20 protein-coding genes are annotated in these 22,513 nt (G+C 64.6%); 3 read left to right on the top strand and 17 right to left on the bottom strand.

Going from position 1 to position 22,513, the window contains the following annotated elements:
- Positions 1-46: 46 nt before the first annotated feature.
- From DND132_RS12060 to DND132_RS12075, 4 genes are read right to left on the bottom strand one after another with little or no spacing between them, the layout of a single operon-like run.
- Positions 47-331 carry a MoaD/ThiS family protein gene (locus DND132_RS12060; RefSeq protein ID WP_014323025.1) on the bottom strand — a complete coding sequence of 95 codons (285 nt, stop codon included), beginning with the start codon at positions 329-331 and terminating at the stop codon, positions 47-49.
- The gene (gene lpdD / locus DND132_RS18330; protein WP_014323026.1) at positions 316-699 is read right to left on the bottom strand and encodes a prenylated flavin chaperone LpdD; all 384 of its coding nucleotides are present in this window, start codon (positions 697-699) and stop codon (positions 316-318) included. The genes DND132_RS12060 and lpdD overlap by 16 nt, the downstream gene beginning before the upstream one ends.
- Positions 696-1,298, bottom strand: a complete 603-nt coding sequence (locus tag DND132_RS12070; protein WP_014323027.1) for a UbiX family flavin prenyltransferase — start codon at positions 1,296-1,298, stop codon at positions 696-698. The genes lpdD and DND132_RS12070 overlap by 4 nt, the downstream gene beginning before the upstream one ends.
- Positions 1,299-1,316: 18 nt before the next feature.
- Positions 1,317-2,774, bottom strand: a complete 1,458-nt coding sequence (locus DND132_RS12075; RefSeq protein ID WP_014323028.1) for a UbiD family decarboxylase — start codon at positions 2,772-2,774, stop codon at positions 1,317-1,319.
- A 169-nt stretch (positions 2,775-2,943) separates the two neighbouring features.
- On the opposite strand from DND132_RS12075, the gene DND132_RS12080 reads away from it, so the two are divergent.
- Positions 2,944-3,936, top strand: a complete 993-nt coding sequence (locus DND132_RS12080) for a LysR family transcriptional regulator (protein ID WP_014323029.1) — start codon at positions 2,944-2,946, stop codon at positions 3,934-3,936.
- Positions 3,937-3,982: 46 nt separating this feature from the next.
- Here the strand turns inward: DND132_RS12080 and DND132_RS12085 are convergent, their stop codons facing one another.
- The 5 genes from DND132_RS12085 to DND132_RS12105 all read right to left on the bottom strand — a co-directional run bounded on the left by DND132_RS12085 (position 3,983) and on the right by DND132_RS12105 (position 10,575).
- A complete protein-coding gene (locus DND132_RS12085) occupies positions 3,983-4,912 on the bottom strand; it encodes a hypothetical protein (RefSeq protein WP_014323030.1) in 930 nt (309 codons plus the stop codon).
- 555 nt (positions 4,913-5,467) lie between these two features.
- The gene (locus tag DND132_RS12090) at positions 5,468-6,670 is read right to left on the bottom strand and encodes an MFS transporter (protein WP_014323031.1); all 1,203 of its coding nucleotides are present in this window, start codon (positions 6,668-6,670) and stop codon (positions 5,468-5,470) included.
- An 83-nt stretch (positions 6,671-6,753) separates the two neighbouring features.
- Positions 6,754-7,659, bottom strand: a complete 906-nt coding sequence (locus DND132_RS12095) for a TIGR01777 family oxidoreductase (protein WP_014323032.1) — start codon at positions 7,657-7,659, stop codon at positions 6,754-6,756.
- Positions 7,660-7,788: 129 nt separating this feature from the next.
- Complete coding sequence (locus tag DND132_RS12100; protein ID WP_014323033.1) at positions 7,789-9,978, bottom strand: sensor histidine kinase; 2,190 nt, start codon at positions 9,976-9,978, stop codon at positions 7,789-7,791.
- Positions 9,979-9,987: 9 nt separating this feature from the next.
- A complete protein-coding gene (locus DND132_RS12105; protein WP_014323034.1) occupies positions 9,988-10,575 on the bottom strand; it encodes a DUF4390 domain-containing protein in 588 nt (195 codons plus the stop codon).
- A 114-nt stretch (positions 10,576-10,689) separates the two neighbouring features.
- On the opposite strand from DND132_RS12105, the gene DND132_RS12110 reads away from it, so the two are divergent.
- Positions 10,690-11,574, top strand: coding sequence for a universal stress protein (locus DND132_RS12110; RefSeq protein ID WP_014323035.1), 885 nt, complete (start codon positions 10,690-10,692; stop codon positions 11,572-11,574).
- A 383-nt stretch (positions 11,575-11,957) separates the two neighbouring features.
- Here the strand turns inward: DND132_RS12110 and DND132_RS12115 are convergent, their stop codons facing one another.
- From DND132_RS12115 to DND132_RS12150, 8 genes are all read right to left on the bottom strand, one after another.
- Complete coding sequence (locus DND132_RS12115; RefSeq protein ID WP_014323036.1) at positions 11,958-12,803, bottom strand: DUF364 domain-containing protein; 846 nt, start codon at positions 12,801-12,803, stop codon at positions 11,958-11,960.
- A gap of 41 nt (positions 12,804-12,844) precedes the next feature.
- Positions 12,845-13,927: a class I SAM-dependent methyltransferase gene (locus tag DND132_RS12120; protein WP_014323037.1), complete on the bottom strand. Its 1,083-nt coding sequence runs from the start codon at positions 13,925-13,927 to the stop codon at positions 12,845-12,847.
- Positions 13,928-13,963: 36 nt separating this feature from the next.
- The gene (locus DND132_RS12125) at positions 13,964-15,001 is read right to left on the bottom strand and encodes an ABC transporter substrate-binding protein (RefSeq protein ID WP_014323038.1); all 1,038 of its coding nucleotides are present in this window, start codon (positions 14,999-15,001) and stop codon (positions 13,964-13,966) included.
- 3 nt (positions 15,002-15,004) lie between these two features.
- Positions 15,005-15,823 carry an ABC transporter ATP-binding protein gene (locus DND132_RS12130; RefSeq protein WP_014323039.1) on the bottom strand — a complete coding sequence of 273 codons (819 nt, stop codon included), beginning with the start codon at positions 15,821-15,823 and terminating at the stop codon, positions 15,005-15,007.
- Complete coding sequence (locus DND132_RS12135; RefSeq protein ID WP_420794994.1) at positions 15,820-16,812, bottom strand: FecCD family ABC transporter permease; 993 nt, start codon at positions 16,810-16,812, stop codon at positions 15,820-15,822. Before DND132_RS12135 ends, DND132_RS12130 begins: the two co-directional genes overlap by 4 nt.
- A 79-nt stretch (positions 16,813-16,891) precedes the next feature.
- The gene (locus DND132_RS12140) at positions 16,892-17,521 is read right to left on the bottom strand and encodes a class I SAM-dependent methyltransferase (protein WP_014323041.1); all 630 of its coding nucleotides are present in this window, start codon (positions 17,519-17,521) and stop codon (positions 16,892-16,894) included.
- Positions 17,522-17,978: 457 nt separating this feature from the next.
- The gene (locus DND132_RS12145) at positions 17,979-18,557 is read right to left on the bottom strand and encodes a dienelactone hydrolase family protein (RefSeq protein ID WP_014323042.1); all 579 of its coding nucleotides are present in this window, start codon (positions 18,555-18,557) and stop codon (positions 17,979-17,981) included.
- Between the two features lie 141 nt (positions 18,558-18,698).
- A complete protein-coding gene (locus tag DND132_RS12150) occupies positions 18,699-19,337 on the bottom strand; it encodes a peroxiredoxin (protein WP_014323043.1) in 639 nt (212 codons plus the stop codon).
- A gap of 213 nt (positions 19,338-19,550) precedes the next feature.
- Between DND132_RS12150 and DND132_RS12155 the strand changes: the two genes are divergently transcribed.
- Positions 19,551-22,460 (top strand): insulinase family protein, encoded by a 2,910-nt coding sequence (locus tag DND132_RS12155; protein WP_014323044.1) that lies wholly within the window; start codon positions 19,551-19,553, stop codon positions 22,458-22,460.
- The last annotated feature ends 53 nt before the right edge of the window (positions 22,461-22,513 follow it).

A 22,513-nucleotide genomic window follows, 5' to 3' on the forward strand; every position in this document is an offset into this window, starting at 1 on the left:
TCTCCTTGGTTGAAATGTTTAAGCACCCAAAAAAGCACTCGATATGTTACCCGCCACAGACGGGCGAAAAAATAAGCAGTTCGTCTCCCTCCCCCATGACGGTCTCCATGCCGTTGAGAAAACGGACGGTCTGGCCGTTGACCATGAGGAGGTAGTTTTCCTTCAGACAGCCAGGGCTGTCGTACATTTCATCGGCAAGCGGCTTGCCGAACCGATCCAGCAGGATGGCCATGACGTCGCGCACCGTGCTGTGGTCCGGCACGTCCAGGTCGAAACTCCGGGCACCGAGCACGGCCTTGACCGTGGCAAAGGAGGCTATGACGATACGCATGGACATGCCTCCTTCCCGCATCGTTGCATGGCGTCGCGGACCAGTTCGTCCGCTACGGCCAGCACATACGCGATCTCCTCGGGCGTGGCGTCGTCCAGGTGGATGCCGCAGCTCACCGCCACGGTTCCTCCCCAGACCCCGGCCAGGCAACGGGCCGTATCCACGGCCAGCTCCCTTTCTTGATGACCGGGGAGCGGCAGCACCGATACGCGGATATCGGCACTGCCCAACCCGCCGGGGACAGCCAGAGCCACAGCTCCGATATGCGACCGGTCACCGCCGTGCAGGGCCACGCAATAATCGTTGCCCATACGCACGATGGTCATGCGCAGCAAAAACCGTCCGTTGCCCCGCTCCAGTGAAATCATGCCGCCTCCTCGCCGTCCGGGACGGTGGCCTGGCCGTTCCACCGCTTCAACCCGCTGTATTCGATGCCGAACTCGTTAAGGATCTTGCCCACCATGTGGCCAGTCATGTCCGCAACCGTGCAGGGGTGGGTGTAGTAGGTGAGCATGGGGGGCATGATGACGGCCCCGACCTCGGCCAGGATCGACAGATTGCGCAGGTGAATCCGGCTCAGCGGCGTCTCCCGTGCGACCACCACGAGCTTGCGTCGTTCCTTGAGCGTGACGTCGGCGGCCCGCAGCAGCAGGTTGTCCGAATACCCGCAGGCGACTCCGGCCGCGGTCTTCATGCTGCACGGCACGATGACCATGCCCTCGGTGCGGAAGGTGCCGCTGGCGATGGCCGCACCGATGTCCTCGCGGTCGTATGCCGTCGCGGCAAGCGCCGTGACTCCCGCCTCCGGAAATCCGGTTTCGTGCAGGAGGGTCCGGGCACCGCTCCGGCTCACCACCAGGTGGGCTTCCCAGTCCGGCAGGCTGCCCAACGCCCGCAACAGCCCCACGGCCAGCGCCGCGCCGCTGGCCCCGCTGACGCCGACCACCAATCGTTTCTTCGCATCCATTGGCCTTGGTCTCCCTGACTACAGGTACGGGGTCGGATCTATTTCCAGGAACTGCGCCCGGCGGAAATGGTCCCTCATGGCCACGGGCACCGTGCAGTCGAAGAGCGTCTTGCAGGATATCCCTTCGGCGATGATGGACGGGCTCATGTCGGGTCGCTGGGACGGGTCCAGGGGATGGCAGCGCACGCCGGGGATGGTGACGATGTCCACATCCCCCTGCATGCGGGTGGTCATGGCCCAGAGCACGTCGTTGGAGTCGAAGGGGTCCACGTCCTCGTCCACCAGGATGATGTTCTTCAGTTCCGGGAATGCGGCGAAGGCGACCAGCGCGGCCTGGCGCTGGCGTCCCTCGTCCGACGGCCCCAATTTTTTGAACTGCAGGACGGCGGTGAGCTTGCCCCCGCCGCAGGAGTGGGCATAGACGTTTTGCAGACGTCCGGGCATGGCCCGCTCCACCATCTGGATGATGCTCGCCTCGGTGGGAATGCCCGCCAGGCTGACGTGCTCCTCCGAAGGGCCGATGGTGGTCTGCATAATGGGCCGCACCCGATGGGTGACGGCCTTGACCTTGAAGACGGGAACGGCCGGGTTGGCCGGGCCATTGTAACCGGGGAACTCGGGCATGGCGTGCCCGGTGAGGGTGTGCTGGTCCTCCTGCACCCGCTTGCCGGGCAAGAGCTCGCCCTCGATGACGATTTCGGCATGGGCGATGGCCTTGGTCGACACGCTGACCGCGGGACAGAGCTCCACGGCCCGGCCGCGCAGGCCGCCCGCGATGCGCAGTTCGTTGAACCCCAGGGGCGTTGTCGGCGGCTCGAAACAGGAAGCCAGGTACACGGCGGGGTCCAGGCCGATGTTGACCGTGATGGGCAGGGCCTCGCCCCGCGCCTCGGCCTTTTGCCGGAAATGATCGATGTGCCGCCCCGGCACGAAATACATGGATATCTCGTCCGCGGACTGCAGGCATTGGCGGTGGATGGTCACGTCCTGGTCCCCGTTTTCCGGGTCCTCGGCGTAGACCAGGCCCATGGTGATGTACGGCCCGGCGTCGTCCGGGGTGTTCGTGGGCGCGGGAAGCAGGGTGCGGATGTCGAACCCGGGGTCCGTGGCCCGGTGTACGACCTCCTGACAGGGGCCGCTCTCGACCGGCACCGGGTCGATAGGATGCCGCAGCGCCTCGTTCATGCGGAAGCCGAGCCGGTCGGGCGGCGTCCCCAGCAGACACCCGACGCGTTCGCGGCTGCCCACGATGCCGATGGCCACCCGGGAGTCGGGAAAGCCCTTGATGTTGTTGAACACCATGGCCGGGCCGGTCTTGGTGGGCCGCATGACGGTGCCGCCCCCGCCGATATACCGGTACACTCCTGCAAGCGCGGCCTCCGGAGACACCTCCACATCGGTTTCGTGATACTGCCCTTCCAGGGTTTTCAGGAAGGCGAGTGCCGACCGCAGGTCCGTTATCTCTTCGCAACGCATTATTTCTTGCACTCCTTTACTGCTTCATTCCGAGGCTTCAATCTACGGACTAAATAACGCTTGGGTAAAATACCATTTGTCGTATAGGCTCATATCGAAACGATATAGGGTGGCTTCCCCTCCGGCAGGCCCGGCGCGATCCCGAATTTTCACTGGCGGTATGAAAGGAATGAATTTTACTAAGTTGTTATATTTCAAAACGATTGTTGAACAAGGACAGATCAGCCGCGCGGCCCGGGTCCTGCACATGTCCCAACCCCCGCTCAGCCAGCGTCTCAAGGAATTGGAAGATGAGCTGGGGGTGACGCTCATCGAACGCGCCGGCACCAACTGGGCCGTCACCAGCGAGGGCAAGGCCCTGTATCAGCGGGCCCTGGACATCCTCGACCTGGTGAATGGCATCCCCGATGAAATCCAGGCTTCCCGGCTCGGGGTCGAAGGGCTGGTCACCCTCGGTTGCACCACCCTTTCCCTGTCGCTGCTGGCCCAGTTCATCCCGGCCATGAACCGGCTGCACCCCAGGATCGCCATCCGCCTGCTGGTGGACGACAGCACGGTGTTGAAACACAAGCTTGCGGAGCACGCCATCGACTTTTGCGTGACCATCACGCCGTTTACGGAGACGGGGCTGCACATCATCCCCCTGCAACCGACCGAGTCGGTCCTCGTGGTGCCGCCATCCCTGGCCACGCCGTCCTTCACCCGGGCTGCGGCGTCCGGTGTGGAGTTGGACATTAGGGAATTGCACGAAAAGCCGTTGGTGATATTCCGCCGGTTCGACGGCGGGGGCACGTACATGAAGACCATGGACATCCTGCACGAATACAAGGTGAAGCCGAAAATCATTCTGGACAGCCCGGACGGTCGCATCCTGCTCGACATGCTGGAACAGGGACTGGAAGCCATGGCCCTGGTGCCGGGTAGTGAAATTCCCGAACGACTCAAGGATACGTTCGTCTTCTGCCGCCTTCCCGACTCCTTTCCGAAAATCATGCCCTGTCTGGCCGTGGTCAAGAACCGGTACCTGCCGCGGGCATCAAGGACCGTCTGGAAGGAGTTGTGCGCCTTCACCCATCGTCCGGACGTTGTTCCCGGAGCCGAGACGCCAGGGGAGTGCACGCTCTTCCCCTCCGATACGAACGTGCCCGCATCCGATCCATAAGGACGCGGACGCGGGCATTTTAGGGGGTGAAGGCGAAACGTCAAACTCAGCGGCGGATCGGCCAGAATTCGAAATACTCCGTCATGGCGACAATGACCGGGAAGGTGATGGACAGCAACGCATTGGCCAGCCAGAGTTCCAGGTCGTAGGTGGGCGAGCCCGACGGGAGGGGAACCCCCGCGAGGAACGGAGCCACCGCCGCATAGACGTAATACATGACAAAGGCATAGACCGCCGACAACAAGGCGAGTGACAGGCCGCGCCGGGGCTGCCCCATTGAGGCGAACAGGCGGTGCTGCATCAGGCTGTCGGCCAGGAACACTCCGAAGATGAAACAGACGGGAATCTTGACCAGATAGACCACGGTGTCCATTCCGAATCCCTTGACGAACAGGTTCCAGCAGGCCAGGCCCAGGCACAGGACGATCAGGGTGGCGACGATCTTGACCACGCCCTCGCTCCGCTTGCCGATGAGCTTGGTGACCAGGGTCATCTCCGACAGGGCCAGGACGAGAATCGCGCAGCTTAAGGTCACGAAGAACGAGATGGCGGACCAGGCGTTCACAAGCCCCTTGGGGTCAAGCGTCTCCACATACACGGGCGCACCGGCCAGGAAGGAGAAATCGAACAGCCACCGGAACAGCGCATAGGCGATGACGTAACAGGCCACCAGGGTGCCTGCCCCCAGCAACAACGGATTTTTCAGGAACAGCTTCAGCGGCCACCCCTGCATGAGCGGCACCATCCAGAAGGTCACAACAATGCTCAGGATGGAATACTGAATGAGCATCGGCGTAGGCGGTCCTACGCTCTTGCCGACCAGGACAAAGGTGGAATAGGCGACAATGGCCGTCCCCACGACGGTGATCAGCGTCAGCACCAGTCCCTTGGTCGGCTGCGGCAGCGAAACAATGAACGGGGGATAGCTGCAGCGCCACAGCATGGCCACCACTAACTGGACAGGTACGGCGCACATGAAGACAAATGATCCCCATGTGGAAAGAAATTCATTGCCGAATACATACAGTATCCCAAACGCAATGCACAATATAATGGCAAAGTCTGCAATACCCTGCGTAAACAGTTTTAGCGTAACATTATCTGAAATAGCTTGTTCCGCAACAACAACTCCCTGTACTTCCTGTGAATCGGACACGACTTACCCTCTCTCATGTATACTGTGAATAGACACATTTCCAGATTCACAAGCATAGACCAGAATTGCGCAATAAATGAAAATATCATTTGCAAAATAAATTCATATCAAACGGATATACGGGGCTGAGAGAAGGCTGAAATGGGTCCAGTTTGTGGACCCACTGGGCTGCCGCCCCGACGCGAACACTTCGGGGCACCGCCTGCCCGCCACCCGCCAATCCCTCCGCGAACAATCCCCGTCCTCTTGCGTCCGCACCTTCGCCGCAGGCGACACAAAAAGTTTGGGAGATGCTTAAGAACCTTTTTGAAAGGTTCTTAAGCCGTCGGAGGCCCCGGCCCGGCGAGGGCCCACCGGAGGCCTTCCCCGCCCCTGTCAGGCGGCGGGGTGACGGTGGTTGCGGGGCAGGGCGAGGGCGACGATGACGGCGAGGAGGGCGAGTGCGCCGCCCAGGATGAAGGGGGCGCGGGGTCCGATGAGGTCCCAGGCGAGACCGGCGGCGAGGTTCCCGGCCAGGGAGAGGAGGCCGGTGAGCATGAGGAAGAAGCCCATGGCGGTGCCTCGGCGGTCGGCGGGCAGTCCCGAGGCGATGATGGCCTTGCCCACGCCTTCGGTGAGGCCCATGTACAGGCCGTAGATGGGGAACAGGGCCCAGATGCCGGCGGGTCCGGACAGGGCGAAGCCGAAGTAGGTCAGGGCGTAGAGGGTCCAGCCGCCGAGCATGAGGCGCCAGCGGCCGATGCGGTCGCTGAGGATGCCCGCGGGGTAGGCGGAGGCGGCGTAGACGAGGTTGAAGAGCACGTAGGCGCCGATGACGTGGGTGTCGCTGAAGCCGAGGTCTCGGGTGCGCAGGAGGAGCAGGGCGTCGGTGCTGTTGGCCAGGGAGAAGAGGGAGAGCAGGAGCAGGGCGCGCCAGTAGGCCGGGGGCAGTCCGCGCAGGGCCTCGCGCAGGGGGAGGCGGGGGGCGGCGGTTGCGGCCGGGGCGGCGTCGGGTTCCTTGAGCCGGAAGGTGAGCCAGACCGCGACGATGCCGGGCAGTGCGGCCAGGAGGAAGATGGTCCGGTAGTGGCCGGGCAGCAGGGCGAGGAGGCCCATGGACAGGAGCACGCCGACGATGGCCCCGGTGGTGTCCATGGCGCGGTGGAAGCCGTAGGCCCGTCCGGCGATGGCGGCCGGGGCGGCGTCGGCGATCATGGCGTCGCGGGCGGTGGTGCGCAGTCCCTTGCCCGAGCGGTCGATGATGCGCGCGATGAAGACCATGGGCCAGGAGAAGGCCATGGCGAGCAGGGGCTTGGACAGTGCGCCCAGGCCGTATCCGGCGCGGACGAAGGGGGTGCGCCGACCGATGCGGTCGCTGTGCCAGCCCGAGGCCCCCTTCATCAGGCAGACCACGGCCTCGGCGGCCCCTTCCATGGCCCCGAGCACGGTGGCCGGGGCTCCGAGCACGGCGACCAGGAAGAGGGGGACCACGGGGTAGACCATTTCCGAGGCCACATCGGTGAAGAAGCTGACCCAGCCCAGGGTGATGATGGCGTGGGGGAGCGAGGTGCGTTTGGTTGGAGCGGGTTCGTGTGACATGACGGTATCTTGATCCCGAACCGGGGAGAGTTCAACAGGCGGATGCGGGAAATTTCCGGTCCGGGGGTGTCGTTTCCGGGCGGCTAGGCCAGGACGTCGCGCAGGGCGTCGGTCAGGTCCGGGAATTCGAAGGCGAAGCCCGCCTTGGTCAGCCGTTCGGGCAGGGCGATCTGTCCGGAGAGGAGGAGCTCGTCGGCCATGCGGCCGAAGAGCAGGCGCAGGGCGAAGGGCGGGACCGGGGTCTTGTAGGGGCGTTTGAGCACGGTGCCCAGGACGTGGGCGAACTTGCGGAAGTTGACCGGGTGGGGCGAGCAGAGGTTGTAGGGGCCGTCGGCGTCGGGGTTTTCCATGAGGAAGCGGATGGCCCGGACCTCGTCCCTGAGGTGGATCCAGGAGACGCCCTGCAGGCCGGTGCCGGGGTAGCCGCCAAGGTAGTATTTGAAGGGCGTGAGCATGCGCGAAAGCACGCCGCCGTGGCCGAGGACCAGGCCGGTGCGGATGATGCAGCGGCGGGTGCCCTGTTTTTCGAGGGGCGCGGTGGACGCCTCCCACCTGCGGGCGACGTCGGCCAGGAAGCCGGTGCCGGACTCGGCGTATTCGTTGATCGGGGTGGCCCCGCACGGGCCGTAGTAGCCCACGGCCGAGCCCTGGATGAGCACGCCGGGCGCGACGCCCGCCTGTTCCACGGCCTCGAGGATGCGTTGTCCGGCCTGGACCCGGCTCTCCAGGATGCGTTTCCGGCGTGCGCGGGTCCAGCGACCGGCCGCGATGTTTTCCCCGGCCAGGTTGACGATGGCGGTGTCCGGGCCGAGCACGTTGGGCCAGTCCCCGTTGTCCCAGGGCATGCCGATGACGCCCCCGTTTTCGAAGGCGGCGGCGACCTTGGCCGGATGGCGCGACAGGATGAGAATCTCCCAGCCGTGTTCCCGCAGTTCCCGGACCAGTTCCCGGCCGATGAAGCCGGTTCCCCCGGCGATTACAGCACGCACGTTTCTCTCGCTTTGTCGGTAATGATATTCCGCTGTGAAGACAGGGTAGCACGTGTCGGCGGGCAATGCCAGACATCAAGACATGTTGGACGGTCGAATGCGCCGGAGGCGGCCCGGCGGGGCCGGGGATCAGGCGTCGTGCAGCTCGATGATGAAGACCGTGCCCTTGGGGTGGTTGGAGGCGGCGCGGACCATGCCGCCGTGGTCGGCGATGATGGACCGGACGATGGTCAGGCCCAGGCCGGTGCCGCCCTTCTTGTCGGTGTAGTAGGGCTCGAACATGCGCGAGGAGTCCTTGGGCAGGCCCGGCCCGTTGTCGGCCACGGAGATGGTCACGGTGCCCGCGTCCCTGTCGTGGACGGCGGTGATCCGGACCTCGCCGCCGCGGGTGTCCTTGAGGGCTTCGGCCGCGTTGGTGAAGAGGTTGATGAGCACCTTGCGGATGCCCTCGCGGTCGAAGGGGAACTCGCCGATGTCCGAGGCGGACAGGTTCCATTTGATCCGGCGGTGGGTGTTGGCGAACATGGCCGTGACCTCCTCCAGGAGCGGGACGAGCAGGTCGGGCTTGGGCTGGACCTCGGGCAGCTTGGCGTAGGCCGAGAACTCGGTGACCATGTTCTGGAGCCGCTCCACCTGGTTGACGATCAGGCCGGTGCACTCGTCGAAGGTGCCCTCGCCGATGCGGCCGCCGTACTTGCGCTGCAGCCGCTGGGCGGACAGCTTGATGGGCGTGAGCGGGTTCTTGATCTCGTGGGCGATGCGCCGGGCCACCTCGCGCCAGGCGGCCAGCCGCTGGATCTTCTCCAGCTCGGTGATGTCCTCGAACACGGCCACGTGGCCCGCGTCCCGGCCGCCCACGTTCTTGAGGGAGACCACGTTGACCAGGACCTTGATGAGCTTGCCGCGCACGGGCAGGTCGATCTGGCGCTGCCAGACCTCGCCGGGCTTGGTGGACAGCTGGGCCAGGGCCTCCTTGACCATGTCCGCGAAGTCGCCGGACAGGAAGCGGTAGGGGACCTTGCCGATGAGAAATTCGCCGGGGATGCCGAGGATGCTCTCGGCCGCGGTGTTGACCGTGCCGATGCGCCCTTCGGAGTCCATGGAGATGACTCCCGAGGTGATGTTGTTGAGCACGGCCTCGATGTACTGGCCGCGCCGCTCCAGCTCCTGGTTCTGCTGGGCCAGCCGCTCGTTGGCCTGCTGCACGGAGTTCTGGCTCTGCTCCAGGTCCTCGGCCATGCGGTTGAAGGACTGGACCAGGAAGCCGAGCTCGTCGTCTGATCGGTCCTCCAGACGCACGGACAGGTCGCCGCGCCCGATGCGCTCGGTGCCCGCGGCCAGGGCCTGGACCGGGGCGGACAGCTCCTTGGCCAGGCGGAAGCCGAACCAGATGGCCCCCAGGATGATGAGCAGGGCCATGACCCCGAGGGTCAGGTACAGGTTCATCTTCCACGGGTACTTGCGGGTCTTGAGCTTCTTGTATTCGTCCAGGCCGCGCACGATCTGGTCGAGCCGGTGCAGGAGCCCCTGGCCCACGGTCTCGCCGAGCACCAGGTAGCCGCTGCGCCCCTCGTCCACCGGGGTCACGCCCAGGACCAGGTCCGAGCCGGGCTTGGGGATGATGGTCGTCCAGGAGCGCGGGTCCGCGCGCAGGGACTGCCAGTCGATCTTCTCCTTGATCTCGGGCCAGGCCTGGCCCCACTGGGCCGTGGCGTGGGTGTTCTGCTCCTTGCCCTCCGGGGTGATGACGCCCACCAGGCTGAGGTCGTACTCGTCGAACTTCTTGTTCAGGTACTTGTCCATGGCCTTGCCGCCCCAGGCGAACTTGGAGTCGATGATCTCCTTGATCATGACCGCGCCGCGCCGCTCCAGACGGTCCTGGGCCGAGCCGTAGAAGGCCCGCCCCAGCTCCAGGGCCTGCTCCATGGACTCCTCCACCTGGCCCTTGAACCAGTAGTCCACCGAGGTCTGCACGAACTTCACGGAGACCAGGTAGATGAGCACCGTGGGGATGAGCGACAGCGAGATGAAGGCCAGGACCAGGCGCGTGCGCAGCTTGGAGCCGAGCACCCTGCGGCGGCGCTCCAGGACCAGGCGCACCGCGTTGCGGGCCACGTAGAAGAGCATGGCCAGCAGGAAGACCACGTTCAGGATGAGCAGGTTCAGGATGAGATAGTAATCGCCGCTCAGATATTTCAGCTCGGCCCAGGTCAGGCCGGTGATGAGCACGATGAAGATCAGGGCGATGATGTACTCGCGCCGATGCCGTCGCTGGTCCCTGCGGCTTGTGGAACTGATGCGGATCGGATCGGGCGTCACGACAGCCCCCTAGAAGGTGAAATCCAGCTGGAAGGCGTTGTCGGCCCCGGCGTCCCAGGACCAGAAATAGAAGAAGCGCATGACCCCCTCGGGCGCGCCTTCCTCGTTCATGGAGGTGTGCAGGCGCAGGGAGTACTTTCTGCCCTTGTCGAGCAGGGCCCACGAGCCCAGCGTGGCCTCGATGGTCCCCCAGCCCTCGTCCAGGACCTTGCTTAAGTCCGCGTCGCGCAGGGGATTCTCCCGGCCCGGCAGGGTCATGACGAACTCCCTGGTCAGCGGGTCGAAGCTCAGGCGGCTCTGGAAACGGACCTCGGTGATCTCGCGGTCCAGCCAGTAGTCGCGCGGCTCCAGCAGGCTGACCTCGCACTTGAGCACGAGCACGGCCCCGTCCTCCAGCTCGCCCTTCAGGATGGGCTTTTCCTCCACCGCGACGCCGAACAGCGCGGTCAGCCGCCCGTGCACGTTGGCCAGGGTCGGGGCCATCAGACTCAGGCTCTGCCCCAGGGCTGTTTCCGCCACCAGGAGCACCGCCAGGAGCACGGCCGGAATGAGGACGGCCGGATGCGTGCCGGCCCGCTTGTCGTCAGGGATGTGCATTGTTCTTGAGGATGTATCAGCACCCGTTTTAAAGGACAAGTGCGGACCCTTGTCTTTTCCCTGCCCGCCGGGGTATGGCTGGGCACAGGAGTCCACCTCAACAGGAGTTCCCCCGTGCAGAAAGAACTGCTCCTCGCCATCGGCGACGACCGCGCCGCCTCCTACAACCTCCGGTTCCTCAAGGACGTCTTCGACTCGTTCTGCGACCTCAAGCTGACCCTGTTCTACGCCGCCCCGCGCTCCGCCCTGTGGGACCGCCAGGACGCCGGACTGCCGCCCTCGGAAGACGCCGTCAGCGAGTTTGTGGCCCACAAGAAGGGCAAGGGCCGCAAGGCCCTGGACGACGCCAAGCGCTGGATCACCGACATCGCCGGGTGCGACGGCGGCAACATCTGCACCAAGGTCGTCCAATCCCGCCTGGGCACCGCCCGGGAACTCATCTGCGAGGCGCGCGAAGGCCTCTACGACGCCCTCATCCTCGGCCGCAAGGGGTTCACCTGGTTCGAGGAGATCTTCGAAAACTCCGTGTGCCACGAACTCCTGTGGCAGGACATCGACTTCCCCATCTGGGTCTGCAAACGCCCCTCGCGCACCCCGCGCCAGAACGTGCTCCTGTGCCTCGACGGCTCGGAACCGTCCCTGCGCATGGCCGACCACGTCGGCTACATGCTCGCCGACGAACCGCGCCACTCCTTCATTCTCTTCCACGTGGCCCAGAAAGGGTATGCCGCCTCCTCCTCGGACCGCATCTTCGGCGAGGCCCTGGCCATCCTCGCCGAACACGGCGTGCCCGACGAACGCATCGAGATCAAGATGGTCACCGGCCGCAACGCCTTCAAGGCCATCCTCAAGGAGGCCCGCGCCGGGCACTACGCCGCCGTGGCCGTGGGCCGGCGCGGAGAAGGCGCCCAGACCCGAAAGGAAAACCTCTTCCCCAGCACCGTCTGCGTCAACCTCCTGCGCCAGCTCCAGGAGACCGCCCTGTGGATCAGCAAATAAGGTAGGCGGAGCGGGAAGACGCATGGTGAATGCCTCCGGCGGGCCCTCGCCGGGCGGCGTCTCCGAGCCCCCAGCCGTTGGCGAGTCTTCGAGTCCTACGGATGAGGACAGCGGCGATCGGGCAGGGCGCTGTCCTGCACCCGCTCAAGGCCGAGGGCCTTGAGAATCCCATCGCCTCGCTGCGCTCGGGGTGCGTGCGGCGGCGGAAGGCTGGCTCGGGACGCCTTCCGCCGTGCCGGTGTGCGATTTCTTTTTAGAAAGGCAATAACACCCCAGGATGTGGGACTTTTCCCACCATCCCGAAGTGTTCGCGCCGGACGGCCCTCAGAAGCGCCCTGTTCCCTTCCCCGGCCTTGTCGCCGGGGAAGGTCTCCAGGCACCGCCTAGGGTTTGTTGATAACCACCCGGTCCGCCGATTTGCCGAAAAAGTGATAGCCGGAACCGCCTTCCCCGAGGACTTCCAGGAGCCGGTCCGGATCGGTGGCCATGACGCCGCCGATGGCGTTGACCCCTCGGGAGAAGAATGCCTCGGGGAGCATGCTTGCGGTCGGTCCGACCACGATGACGTCGGCGGAGGGCTTGGCCGTGGCCAGCAGGTCCTCCAGCGTGTCGTTGATCAGGGTCGTGCCGGTGATGATGAGCAGGTCCGCTTCGGCGACCTTTTCCATTGCGTGCTCCGCCGGGACGAAGTGGTCCATCTCATCGGGCTTGAGGGTCCGGATGTCCTTTTCCAGAATGGAGAAGTCCCGGTTGCCTTGTTTGAGCATCTTCAGATAGGGGACCAGCGCGCCGACCACCACGGCCTTGCCGCCCTCGGGGTACGCATAGTTGTCCAGGGGATCGGCATTGTGCCGGATGACGTAGTCGCCCGGAGCCCTGTCCGCCCAGATGGTGTTGGACAGTGCGTTCATGACGGCGATGCCGATGGCCCGTCTCATGGCGTTGCCGCTGAACATGTGGTCGATGATCTTGGCCGCGGGCGTCCCGGCGAGGTTGCCGGAGTTGGGCATGGCCCGGGCCGAACTGGGACAGCACACGGCCTCGGGTATGGTCTTGATCGGCGTGAAGCAGAGCCCGCCCTGGCCGTTGGTCAATTTCACTCCCGTGAAAAAGATGCCGACTACCACCCGCTCCACCGCGATGTCGTCCAAACGCGGGCCGAGTGCGGCCTTGATGCTCGTTATGGTTTCGGCCAGGATGCCGGTGGTCTTGTTCGATTCAGGTTGCATGACATGCCCTTGTACAGGTTGAGGATTATTCGACTGGACCGTCAGCAGCAGGAGCAGCAGGCGGCCGTTTCGCATTCCGGGGCCACGCTTTCCGCCGCCGTCTTCACGGCGAGGTGCAGGTTCGCGGCGCCGAAGGGGCCGGGGATTTCCCTGGCGGCGACGATGCTGAAGCCGCACTCCTCGATCAGCCCGGTGAACTGTTCGATGCGGCACAGCGGGTGGCCGAAGCTCAGGAAGGATTTGTCCATTTCCAGCAGCCCGTTTTGCGGAACGCACCCCGGCGCGCAGAACCAGTGGTTGGAGACCAGCAGTCCGCCCGGCCGGAGGGCATTTCTGATTTTATTGAAGAATTCCGGCATGTTTTTTCTGAACTTGTACAGGACGTGCGAGATCAGGACGATGTCGAACCCCTCGCCGATATCGTCCGTGTCGATGTCGCCGCCTTGGGCCGTCAGCCGTTCGGCCATGCCGTATTCCCGGAGAAAGGCCCTGGTTTCGGACATGACGTGCGGCTTGTCGAAGACGACGCCGCCCAGGCCGCCGTTGGCCTGGCACAGGGCGATGGCGTAGAGGCCGTGGCCGCCGCCCAGGTCCAGGACCGTGCGCGCCCGGGGGAACTGGTCCCAGGCGAGGATTTCCCGGACCACGCCCTGCAACTCTCCGCGCAGGGAGCGCTGTCCCAGGGCGCGGATGAAATCGGTCCGCGGGGCCTGGTCAAAGGCGTAGGCCTCGGGCTTGTCCTTTTGCAGCTGCGCGGTCAGGTTGCTCCAACGGGAGTTGGCGCCGGTGTCCTCGTTGATCCAGCCGCCCTGGAACAGGGGACTTTCCCGCACGAGGAAGGCGTCGGCCATCGGGGAGTTGGCGAATTTCTCCGTATCCTCGGTGATCAGCCCCAACTCCCTGAGCGAGAGCAGGAAGCTGCGGATGAACATGCCGTTCACCTTGAGCCGTTTGGCGATGACCTCACGGTCGAGGCCCGGTTCGTCGTGCAGCAGTTCGAAGAGCCCCAGCTCCAGGGCCGTGTTGAAGACCTGGTAGGCCCGGTAGCCGTTGAGAATGGATTCCAGCCCGGCGGCGTTTTCAGGCATGCCGAGGCCGGACAGGTTCCGAGTGGGAATGGACATGGCGAATCCTCCGTGTCGCTGTGCGGACAGATGCGGCTAGTTGGCCTTGTATCCGCGGATGAAGGCCTCGTATTCGGCGTCGCTCAGGTCGTAGCCGAAGAAGGTCTTGAAGAAGTATCCGGTCTCCCGCCGCATATCGATGTCGGCCATCAGTTCCGGATAGAGGGTCTTGGTCAGCCAGAGAAAGCCCAGGGGGGCCTCCGGCGAGGGGCGGTTCCACCAGAACGCGCCGATGGGGAATTCATAGACCCGCTTGTCCTTGACGGCCTTGATATCCACCAGCTTCGTGTCCGCCAGGATGTCCTTGACCCGGTCCTTGCCCTTCAGCCGCTGGGCCACGATGACGTCGGGATTCCACTGCACGAGTTTTTCCAGCGTCGTTTCCCTGGCCTGCCCGAGGTCGGCGGCCACATTGACCGCACCGGCCAGGTTCAGCAGGTCCTGGGTCCACCAGGCATCGCCCTCGGTCTGGAGGATGTCGTTGCTGGTGTAGTAGACCCGCAGCCGCTTGTCCTGCGGGATGGTCTTGACCCGCTGCCGGATGAGGTCGAGTTTTTCGTCCCAATAGGCGACCAGGGCCTTGGCCTTGTCCTCGTTGCCCAGGATCAGGCCGGTGTGCAGGAACTCGTCCTTCATGACGCCGATGCGCGCCTTGCCGATATACATGGTCACCAGGGGCAGGCCGATCTCCTCGATCTTCTTGTTGCCCTTTTTGGAGATGATGCCCGCGAAGACCATGTCGGGATTCAATGAAATGATCTTTTCGATGTTGATGTTGTCGAACTGACCGGCGGAGGGAATGGCCTTGAGTTTCGGGCGCATTTTCAGCAATTGCGGAAACCGGTCCATGGCGGGCTGGCCCACGATCCTGTCCTCGCCGCCCAAAACGACGATCTGGTTGGTCACGCCGCCGTAGCAGGTGATCAGTATTTTATCGACGCGTTGCGGGATGGTGACGGTCCTCTTGGCCGCATCCACCACCGTGGCCTGTTCCGCAAGGCAGGGCGCGTGACAGAAGACGATAACCGCGCAGACGCATACGAGCTTGATGAGCGTGTTTTTGCAAAGGGTCATAGATTACTCCATGTACTGCTGTTGGGGTGCTGGGGAGGGGCATATCGCCGGGATGCAAACCTTCATCGAGTTGTGGCCGTTTTCGGTGCAGGCGTCGGCTATGTTGAGCCCCACGCCGTAGAGATCGTTCAACCGTTGTTCCGTCGCGGTCGTCTCCGGGGTTCCGGAGCCGACTATCACGCCTCCCTTGATGAGAACGGCCTTGTCCGCATACCGGAACGCGTGGTCCGGGTAATGCGTGGCCATGATGATGCCCAGGCCGTCCCGGGCCAGGGCCTGGACGTGCCGCAGGACGAGCACCTGATTGCCGAAATCCAGATTGTTGGTCGGCTCGTCCATGATCAGGAATCGCGGGTTCTGCGCCAGGGCCCTGGCGATCAGGATGAGCTGGCGCTCGCCTCCGCTCAGTTCCGAGAACAGGGCATTCCGCAGATGAAGGATGCTCATGTGTTCCATGGCCGCTTCGGCCAGGTCCCTGTCCTTTGCCGAAGGGGTGGCGTACCGGCCGAGATGGGCCGTGCGTCCCATCAGCACCATGTCGAAGGACCTGTACTGGAAGGTGGGCGCGTGGCTTTGCGGAATATAGCCGATGGTCCGGGCGATCCTGGCGCGCGACCAGCCGGAGATGTCCTCTCCGTCGCACGATATCCGGCCGCTTGTGGTCGGGAGGAATCCCAACGCGACCTTGAACAGCGTTGACTTGCCCGCGCCGTTGGGGCCCAGGAGGCAGACGACCTCGCGGCTTTCCAGAGCCAGGGACACGCCGTGCAGGGTCGTGTTTTTTCCATACCGGGCATGGACGTCGCACAATTCGAAAATCATTCGGATCCTCCTTTTTGACGACTCAACAACACCAGGAAAAACGGGGCGCCGAGAATGGAGGTCAGGACCCCCAGCGGTATTTCCACGGAGGCGAAGCCGCGGGCCATGTCGTCCACCAGGATGAGGTAGGCCGCGCCGAGCAGGCCGGAAGCCGGGAGCAGGGTCTGGAAGTCCGGGCCGATCAGCATTCTGGCCAGGTGGGGGATGAGCAGGCCGACCCAGCCGACCAGCCCGCCCACGGACACCGACGCCGAGGTCATCAATGTCGAACCGATGATGGCCGCGAGCCGCAGCTTGCCGGTCTCCACGCCCAGGGAGAGCGCCTCGTCCTCGCTCAGGGACATGACGTTCATGCGCCAGCGGAACACGTACAGGATGGCCGCTCCGGCCACGATGGGGACCACGGCCACGAGCACGTCGTGGGTGGAGGTCGTGGCCAGGCTGCCCATCAGCCAGAAGGTGATGGTGGGCAGCTCGTCGTAGGGGTCGGCCAGGTATTTGAGGAGCGACGTCCCGGAAGAGAAGAGGGTGCCGACCAGGATGCCGGTCAGGATCAGGGCCAGGGTCCGGTCCCTGGGGACCTTCAGGCTGACGGCATAGGCCAGCGAGACCGCCACCAGTCCCAGGACGAAAGACAGGATCTGGACCCCGTAGACGCTCAGCGACAGGGAGATGGCCAGGGCCGCCCCCAGTCCCGCTCCGGAGGAGGCCCCCAGGATATCGGGCGAAACCAGCGGATTTTTGAACATGCCCTGGTAGGCCGTCCCGGCCATCGCCAGGGCCGCCCCGACCAGCGATGCGCCCAGTATGCGGGGCAGGCGCACCTTGAAAACGACGGTCTCCATGGCTTGCGGCCAGTCCTGGCGGACGGGCAACAGCTTGGAGGCGAAGATCTTGACCACCTGGCCAATGGAGATGTCGTACTGCCCCAGGCAGAAAGAGGCGAGGAAGACGCCGGAAAACAGGAGGAACAACAGCAACAGGACCACGTTCGGCGCAATTCCCCGCGAGGTGTCCTGGGGTGGCTGAAGGGCTTTGCCAAGGGCTTCCATGTCGTGTTTCGCCGGTTCAGGCCGCGTTTTTGAAGACCTCGACCCAGACGCCGTAGTCATCCCTGACAAGGCGATAGTTCCCGATACCGGCCTTTTCCAGGGCGTCAGGGATGCGGGTCCCCTTTTTCCAGTTGTTTCGCGGGTCGTCGCTTCCCTTGCCCGCCCATTTCGGGCGCATGCCCCTGACTTCTTCCAACGGCTGGTATCGGCTGAAACCGCAGCCCACGAAAAAGCAGCCGCCCGGAGCCAGTACCCGGTACATCTCGGAAAAGGCGGCCGCCATGTCGTCCCAAAACGGGATCGACCCCCGGCTGATGATCAGGTCAAAGGATTCGTCCGGCAGCGGCATGTCGGCCACATCGCCTTGAATGAGCGAGATGCGTTGCGGCTCGACGCCGTGGGACCGCATGTTCTCCCGCACGCGGTCGAGCACCTGTTCCCTGAGGTCCAGACCCGTCAATTCCATGTCCGTGATTTTGCTCAGCTCGATAAGCAGGGCGCCATTGCCGGTGCCGACATCCAGTACGTTTTTCCGGCCTGCCCCGTAGTCTTCGAACATCTGCCGGACAAGCAGCGGATACATCGCCGCGAAACGATGACGCTTGTCGTATGTGTAGAATTCTCTGTCTTCGGATTCCGGATTCATGATGTACGCATCCCCTGAATGGCAAATATGGATGTTCGGGGCCGCTCCGGCGTTGCGGCAACCTGCCTAAAATTGAATACATATACATGCTTGTTTTTCCGGACAACACAGTCATCACTTTGGGCAAAACCGTGACTCCCCGGACTGGAGGGCGTTGAGGGCCGCCGTGAGACGCCAAGGCGCAACAACCTGTAATGGTTGAAAGGACGGACAGAATGGCGACGTTTCGGAACCGTGGCGGGATGCCGCGCAGCGGTGCTTGTCAGCGCGGATTCCGCTCTTTGAAAGGAGTCCCGCCACCCTCACCCCGCACGTCTCCCCACGCCCGCCCGTCCCTGCCGAAGGCACATAAAAAGTTTGGGAGCGTCCAGAGAACCCTTTCCAAAGGGTTCTTTGGCGGGGTCCGGGGCAGCGCCCCGGCCGCCGGAGGCATCACCTGTCGCCGCGCGGCAGGGGCTCAGGCCCTGTCGGTTTGCAGGTCGATGGCCAGGCGGACGAGCCAGTCGGTCCAGTGGCGGCGGGCGGGTTGGTCGTGGTTTGCGGACAGGGGGTTCATGAAGCCGTGGCCCGCCTCGGCCCGGTGGCAGGTGACCAGGGGGTTGGCGGCCAGGGTGGCGGCCAGGGCGGCGACGTCGAAGTGGGGTTCGGCGTTCGGGAAGATCAGGTCCACGGGCGCGCGGGGGGTCATGTGGGTCATGGTCCGGATGGCCGAGCCGTAGAAGCAGCAGGCGTGGAGCAGGGGGGTGCCCCGGGTGCAGACGGCGGCCCAGGCGGCCCCGGCCCCGGCGCTGAAGCCGACCAGCAGGGTCGGGCGGGCGGCCGTGTTCACCAGGTCGAGGACCCGGCGGGCGTAGGGTTCGAGGCCGCCACGGTCGAGGTAGGCGGCGTAGGCCGTGTCCTCGTCCGGGAAGTGCGGGTCGCGGCCGTCGTAGGGGTCGGCCACGGCGATGCGGCGGGCGTGGGGCCGGAGCCGGTCGGCCAGTTCGTCCACATGGGGGGTGCGCCCCCAGATTTCGGTGGCCAGGAGGATGTCCATGTCGGCTCCGTGGTTGCGGTTGCGGGTGAGCCGTACATAAGCCGGCCGGGTGGCGGCCGCAACAACAACAGCGCCCCCGCCGGACCATCCGGCGGGGGCGGGGTTATGCAACAGGTCAGCGAGAGTGTGAGATCGCTGCCGTTAATCGACGTCGATGAGGGCTTCGTAGACCTTGCCGACCATCTGGTCGGTGGGGGTCAGGGTCTTCTGGCCGGGGGTCCACTTGGCGGGGCAGACCTCGGCGGGATGCTGGATGAGGTAGGTGTTGGCCTCCACCTTGCGGACCAGCTCGTCGGCATTGCGGCCCACGTTGTAGAAGTTGATCTCGGAGGAGACGAGCACGCCCTCGGGGTTGATGATGAAGGTGCCGCGCAGGGCCAGGCCGGTGTCGTAGTCCCAGACGTCGAAGAACCGGGAGACCTCGCCGGTCGGGTCCGCGCCCATCTTGAACCTGACGTTTTCCAGCAGCCGTTCGGAGGTCTTCCAGGCCATGTGCGAATACTGGGTGTCCGTGGACACGGAGACGACCTCGGCCCCGAGCTTTTTCAGGTCCTCGTACCGCGTGGCCAAATCGGCCAGCTCGGTGGGGCAGACAAAGGTGAAGTCCGCCGGGTAGAAGAACAGGATGACCCACTTGCCCTCCTTGCGGAGCGCCCCCAGGTCGACATTGACGAACCCGCCCTCGGTGGGATCGAAGGCGTCCAGGGTAAATTCGGGTACGGGCTGGCCCACTTTGGCGAAATCGGGCAGGGTATCGTTGCTATCAAATTCGTTGCTCATATTATTATCCTTTGTTTTGCGGATGTTGATAATTTTGTAGGAATGATTACCGTTTTCAAGACACTAAGGGCGGCCCTGCCCGGCGTCAAGTGTTTTTTGCGGTTTTCTCCACTTTGCCCAGCGGGGCGTGGTGGTGTATACCGGTGCTTCCCGAGGGGCGGCCATTGCGCTTGCCCGGCGGATGCACCCATACCAACAAGAAAGAGAGCGTTTATGACTTTCGGCTTCACCAAGATACGGGAAATGGAAATCGCGGAGCTGGCCACCACGGCCGTGGTCTACCGCCACGACAAGACCGGGGCGCGCCTGCTGTCCATGATCAACGACGACGAGAACAAGGTCTTCGGCATCTCGTTCCGCACCCCGCCCGAGGACTCCACGGGCGTGGCCCACATCCTGGAGCACTCGGTGCTCTGCGGCTCGGACAAGTACCCGGTCAAGGAGCCGTTCGTGGAGCTGCTCAAGGGGTCGCTGCAGACCTTCCTCAACGCCCTGACCTTCCCGGACAAGACCTGCTATCCCGTGGCCTCGGCCAATGTGCAGGACTTCTACAACCTCATCGACGTCTACCTGGACGCGGTTTTTTATCCCCGGCTGACCGAGAACACCCTTAAGCAGGAGGGCTGGCACTACGAGCTGGAGTCCCCGGACCACGACATGACCTTCAAGGGCGTGGTCTTCAACGAGATGAAGGGCGCGTACTCCTCGCCCGACTCCCTGCTCTACGAGCACGCCCAGCACTCCCTGTTCCCGGAGACCACCTACGGCCTGGATTCGGGCGGCGACCCGGCGGTCATCCCGGACCTGACCTTCGACCGGTTCATGGCCTTCCACCGCGACCACTACCACCCGTCCAACGGCTACGCCTTCTTCTACGGCGACGACGACCCGGAAAAGCGCTTGGAGATCCTGGACAAGGTCTTCTCGCAATACGAGGCCATCGATGTGGCCCGGACCCGCGTGCCGCTCCAGCCGCGCTTCGCCGAGGCCCGGACCGTGCGCAAGGGCTACCCGGCCTCCGACCGGCTGGCCAAGGGCATGTTCACGGTCAACTGGCTGCTGGCCGAGACCGCCGACGCCAACCTGAACCTGGCCCTGCACATCCTGGAACACATCCTCATCGGCCTGCCCAGCTCGCCGCTGAAGAAGGCGTTGACCGACTCCGGCCTGGGCGACGACCTGGCGGGCGTGGGCCTCGAAGCCGACATGCGCCAGATGTTCTTCTCCGTGGGCCTCAAGGGCATGCACCCGTCCAACGCCATCAAGGTGGAGTCGATCATCTTCCACACCATCAAGGACCTGGTGGAGAACGGCATCGACGCCCGCGACATCGAGGCCGCGGTCAACTCCGTGGAGTTCTCCCTGCGCGAGAACAACACCGGCTCCTACCCGCGCGGCCTGTCGCTCATGTTCCAGGCCCTGTCCACCTGGCTCTACGACGACGAGGACGCGGAGGGCGATCCCCTGGCCCTGCTGCCCTTCGAGCAGCCGCTGGCCAACATCAAGGGGTGGATCGAAAACGGGGACAAGATCTTCGAGGAGCTGCTGGCCCGGCTCTTCCTGCACAACCCGCACCGGACCACCGTGCTCCTGGAGCCGGACCACAAGCTGGCCCGGACTCAGGCCAAGGCCGAGTCCGACCGGCTCAAGGCGGCCAAGGAGGGGATGACCCCGGCCGAAATCCAGGCGGTCATCGACGACGCGGCCGAGCTCAAGCGCCTCCAGGCCGCGCCCGACGCGCCCGAGGCCCTCAAGACCATCCCGCGCCTGTCCGTGGCCGACCTGCCCGCCGAGAACCGGCCCATTCCCACGGAACTGCGCACCCTGTCCGGTCGGGAACTGCTCTTCCACGACCTGCCCACCAACGGCATCGCCTACCTGGACTTCGGCTTCGACCTGTCGGTCATCCCGGACGAGCTGCTGCCCTACGCCGGGGTCTTCGGCCGCGCCCTGACCGAGTCCGGCACCACCAAGCGCGACTACATCGACCTGTCCCAGCGCATCGCCCGGACCTCGGGCGGCATGTGGGCCCAGCCCTTCGCCTCGCCCGTGCGCGACTCCCAGGACGCCGCGGCCCGGCTCTTCCTGCGCACCAAGGCCACGGGCGACAAGGTCGCGCCCACCCTGGAGATCGTCACCGAAATCCTGACCTCGGCCAAGCTCGACAACAAGGAGCGCATCGGCCGCATCGTGGCCGAGGCCCGTGCCCGCGCCGAACAGCGCCTCGTGCCCTCGGGCCACATGATCGTGGCCACCCGGCTGCGCGCCCGGACCCACCGGGCCCACGCCATGGACGAGGCCATGACCGGCCTGACCAACCTGCTCTTCCTGCGCGACCTGGAAAAGCGCGTCGAAGAGGACTTCCGCAAGGTCGCCAAGGACCTGGAACAGTTCCGCAAACTCCTGCTCAACCGGTCCACCCTGGTCCTCAACGCCACCATGGACGCCGACCTCTTCGCCCGGACCGAACCCGCAATGGCCTCGGTCATCGACGCCCTGCCCACGGGCGACCCGGCCCCGGCCGCGCGCGTCCTGCCGGACCTGCCCGACCGCGAAGGCCTCGCCATCCCGGCCCAGGTCAACTACGTGGGCAAGGGGTGCGGCCTGGCCGAACACGGCATCACCCTGACCGGCGCGGCCCAGGTGGTCAACAAGCTCATCCGCACCGGCTATCTCTGGGAAAAGGTCCGCGTCCAGGGCGGAGCCTACGGCGCGTTCTGCATCCTCGACCGGCTGGCCGGGGCCATCTCCTTCGTCTCCTACCGCGACCCCAACGTGGCCGAGACCATCCGGGCCTTCGACGACCTCGCCGCCTACCTCGACACCGTGCACATCGACGCCGACGAGCTGGAAAAGTCCATCATCGGGGCCATCGGCGAGATCGACGCCTACCAGCTGCCCGACGCCAAGGGGTTCACCGCCCTGGCCCGGCACCTGACCAACCAGGACGAGGCCTACCTGCAAACCGTGCGCGAACAGGCCCTGGGCGCCTCGGAATCGGACTTCCGCGCCATGGCCGAAGCCGTGCGCACCAATGCCCGAAACGGCCACATCTGCGTCCTCGGCGATACCCTCGCCATGGAAAACAGCGGCCTCGATCTGGCGATCAAACAGGTTTTGTAAGAAGAGTGCCTCCGGCGGCCGGGGGAAGGGGGAGAAAAACCCTTTGAAAAGGG

The sequence above is a fragment of the Pseudodesulfovibrio mercurii genome (assembly GCF_000189295.2).
In the GTDB taxonomy this organism is placed as follows: Bacteria; Desulfobacterota; Desulfovibrionia; order Desulfovibrionales; family Desulfovibrionaceae; genus Pseudodesulfovibrio; species Pseudodesulfovibrio mercurii.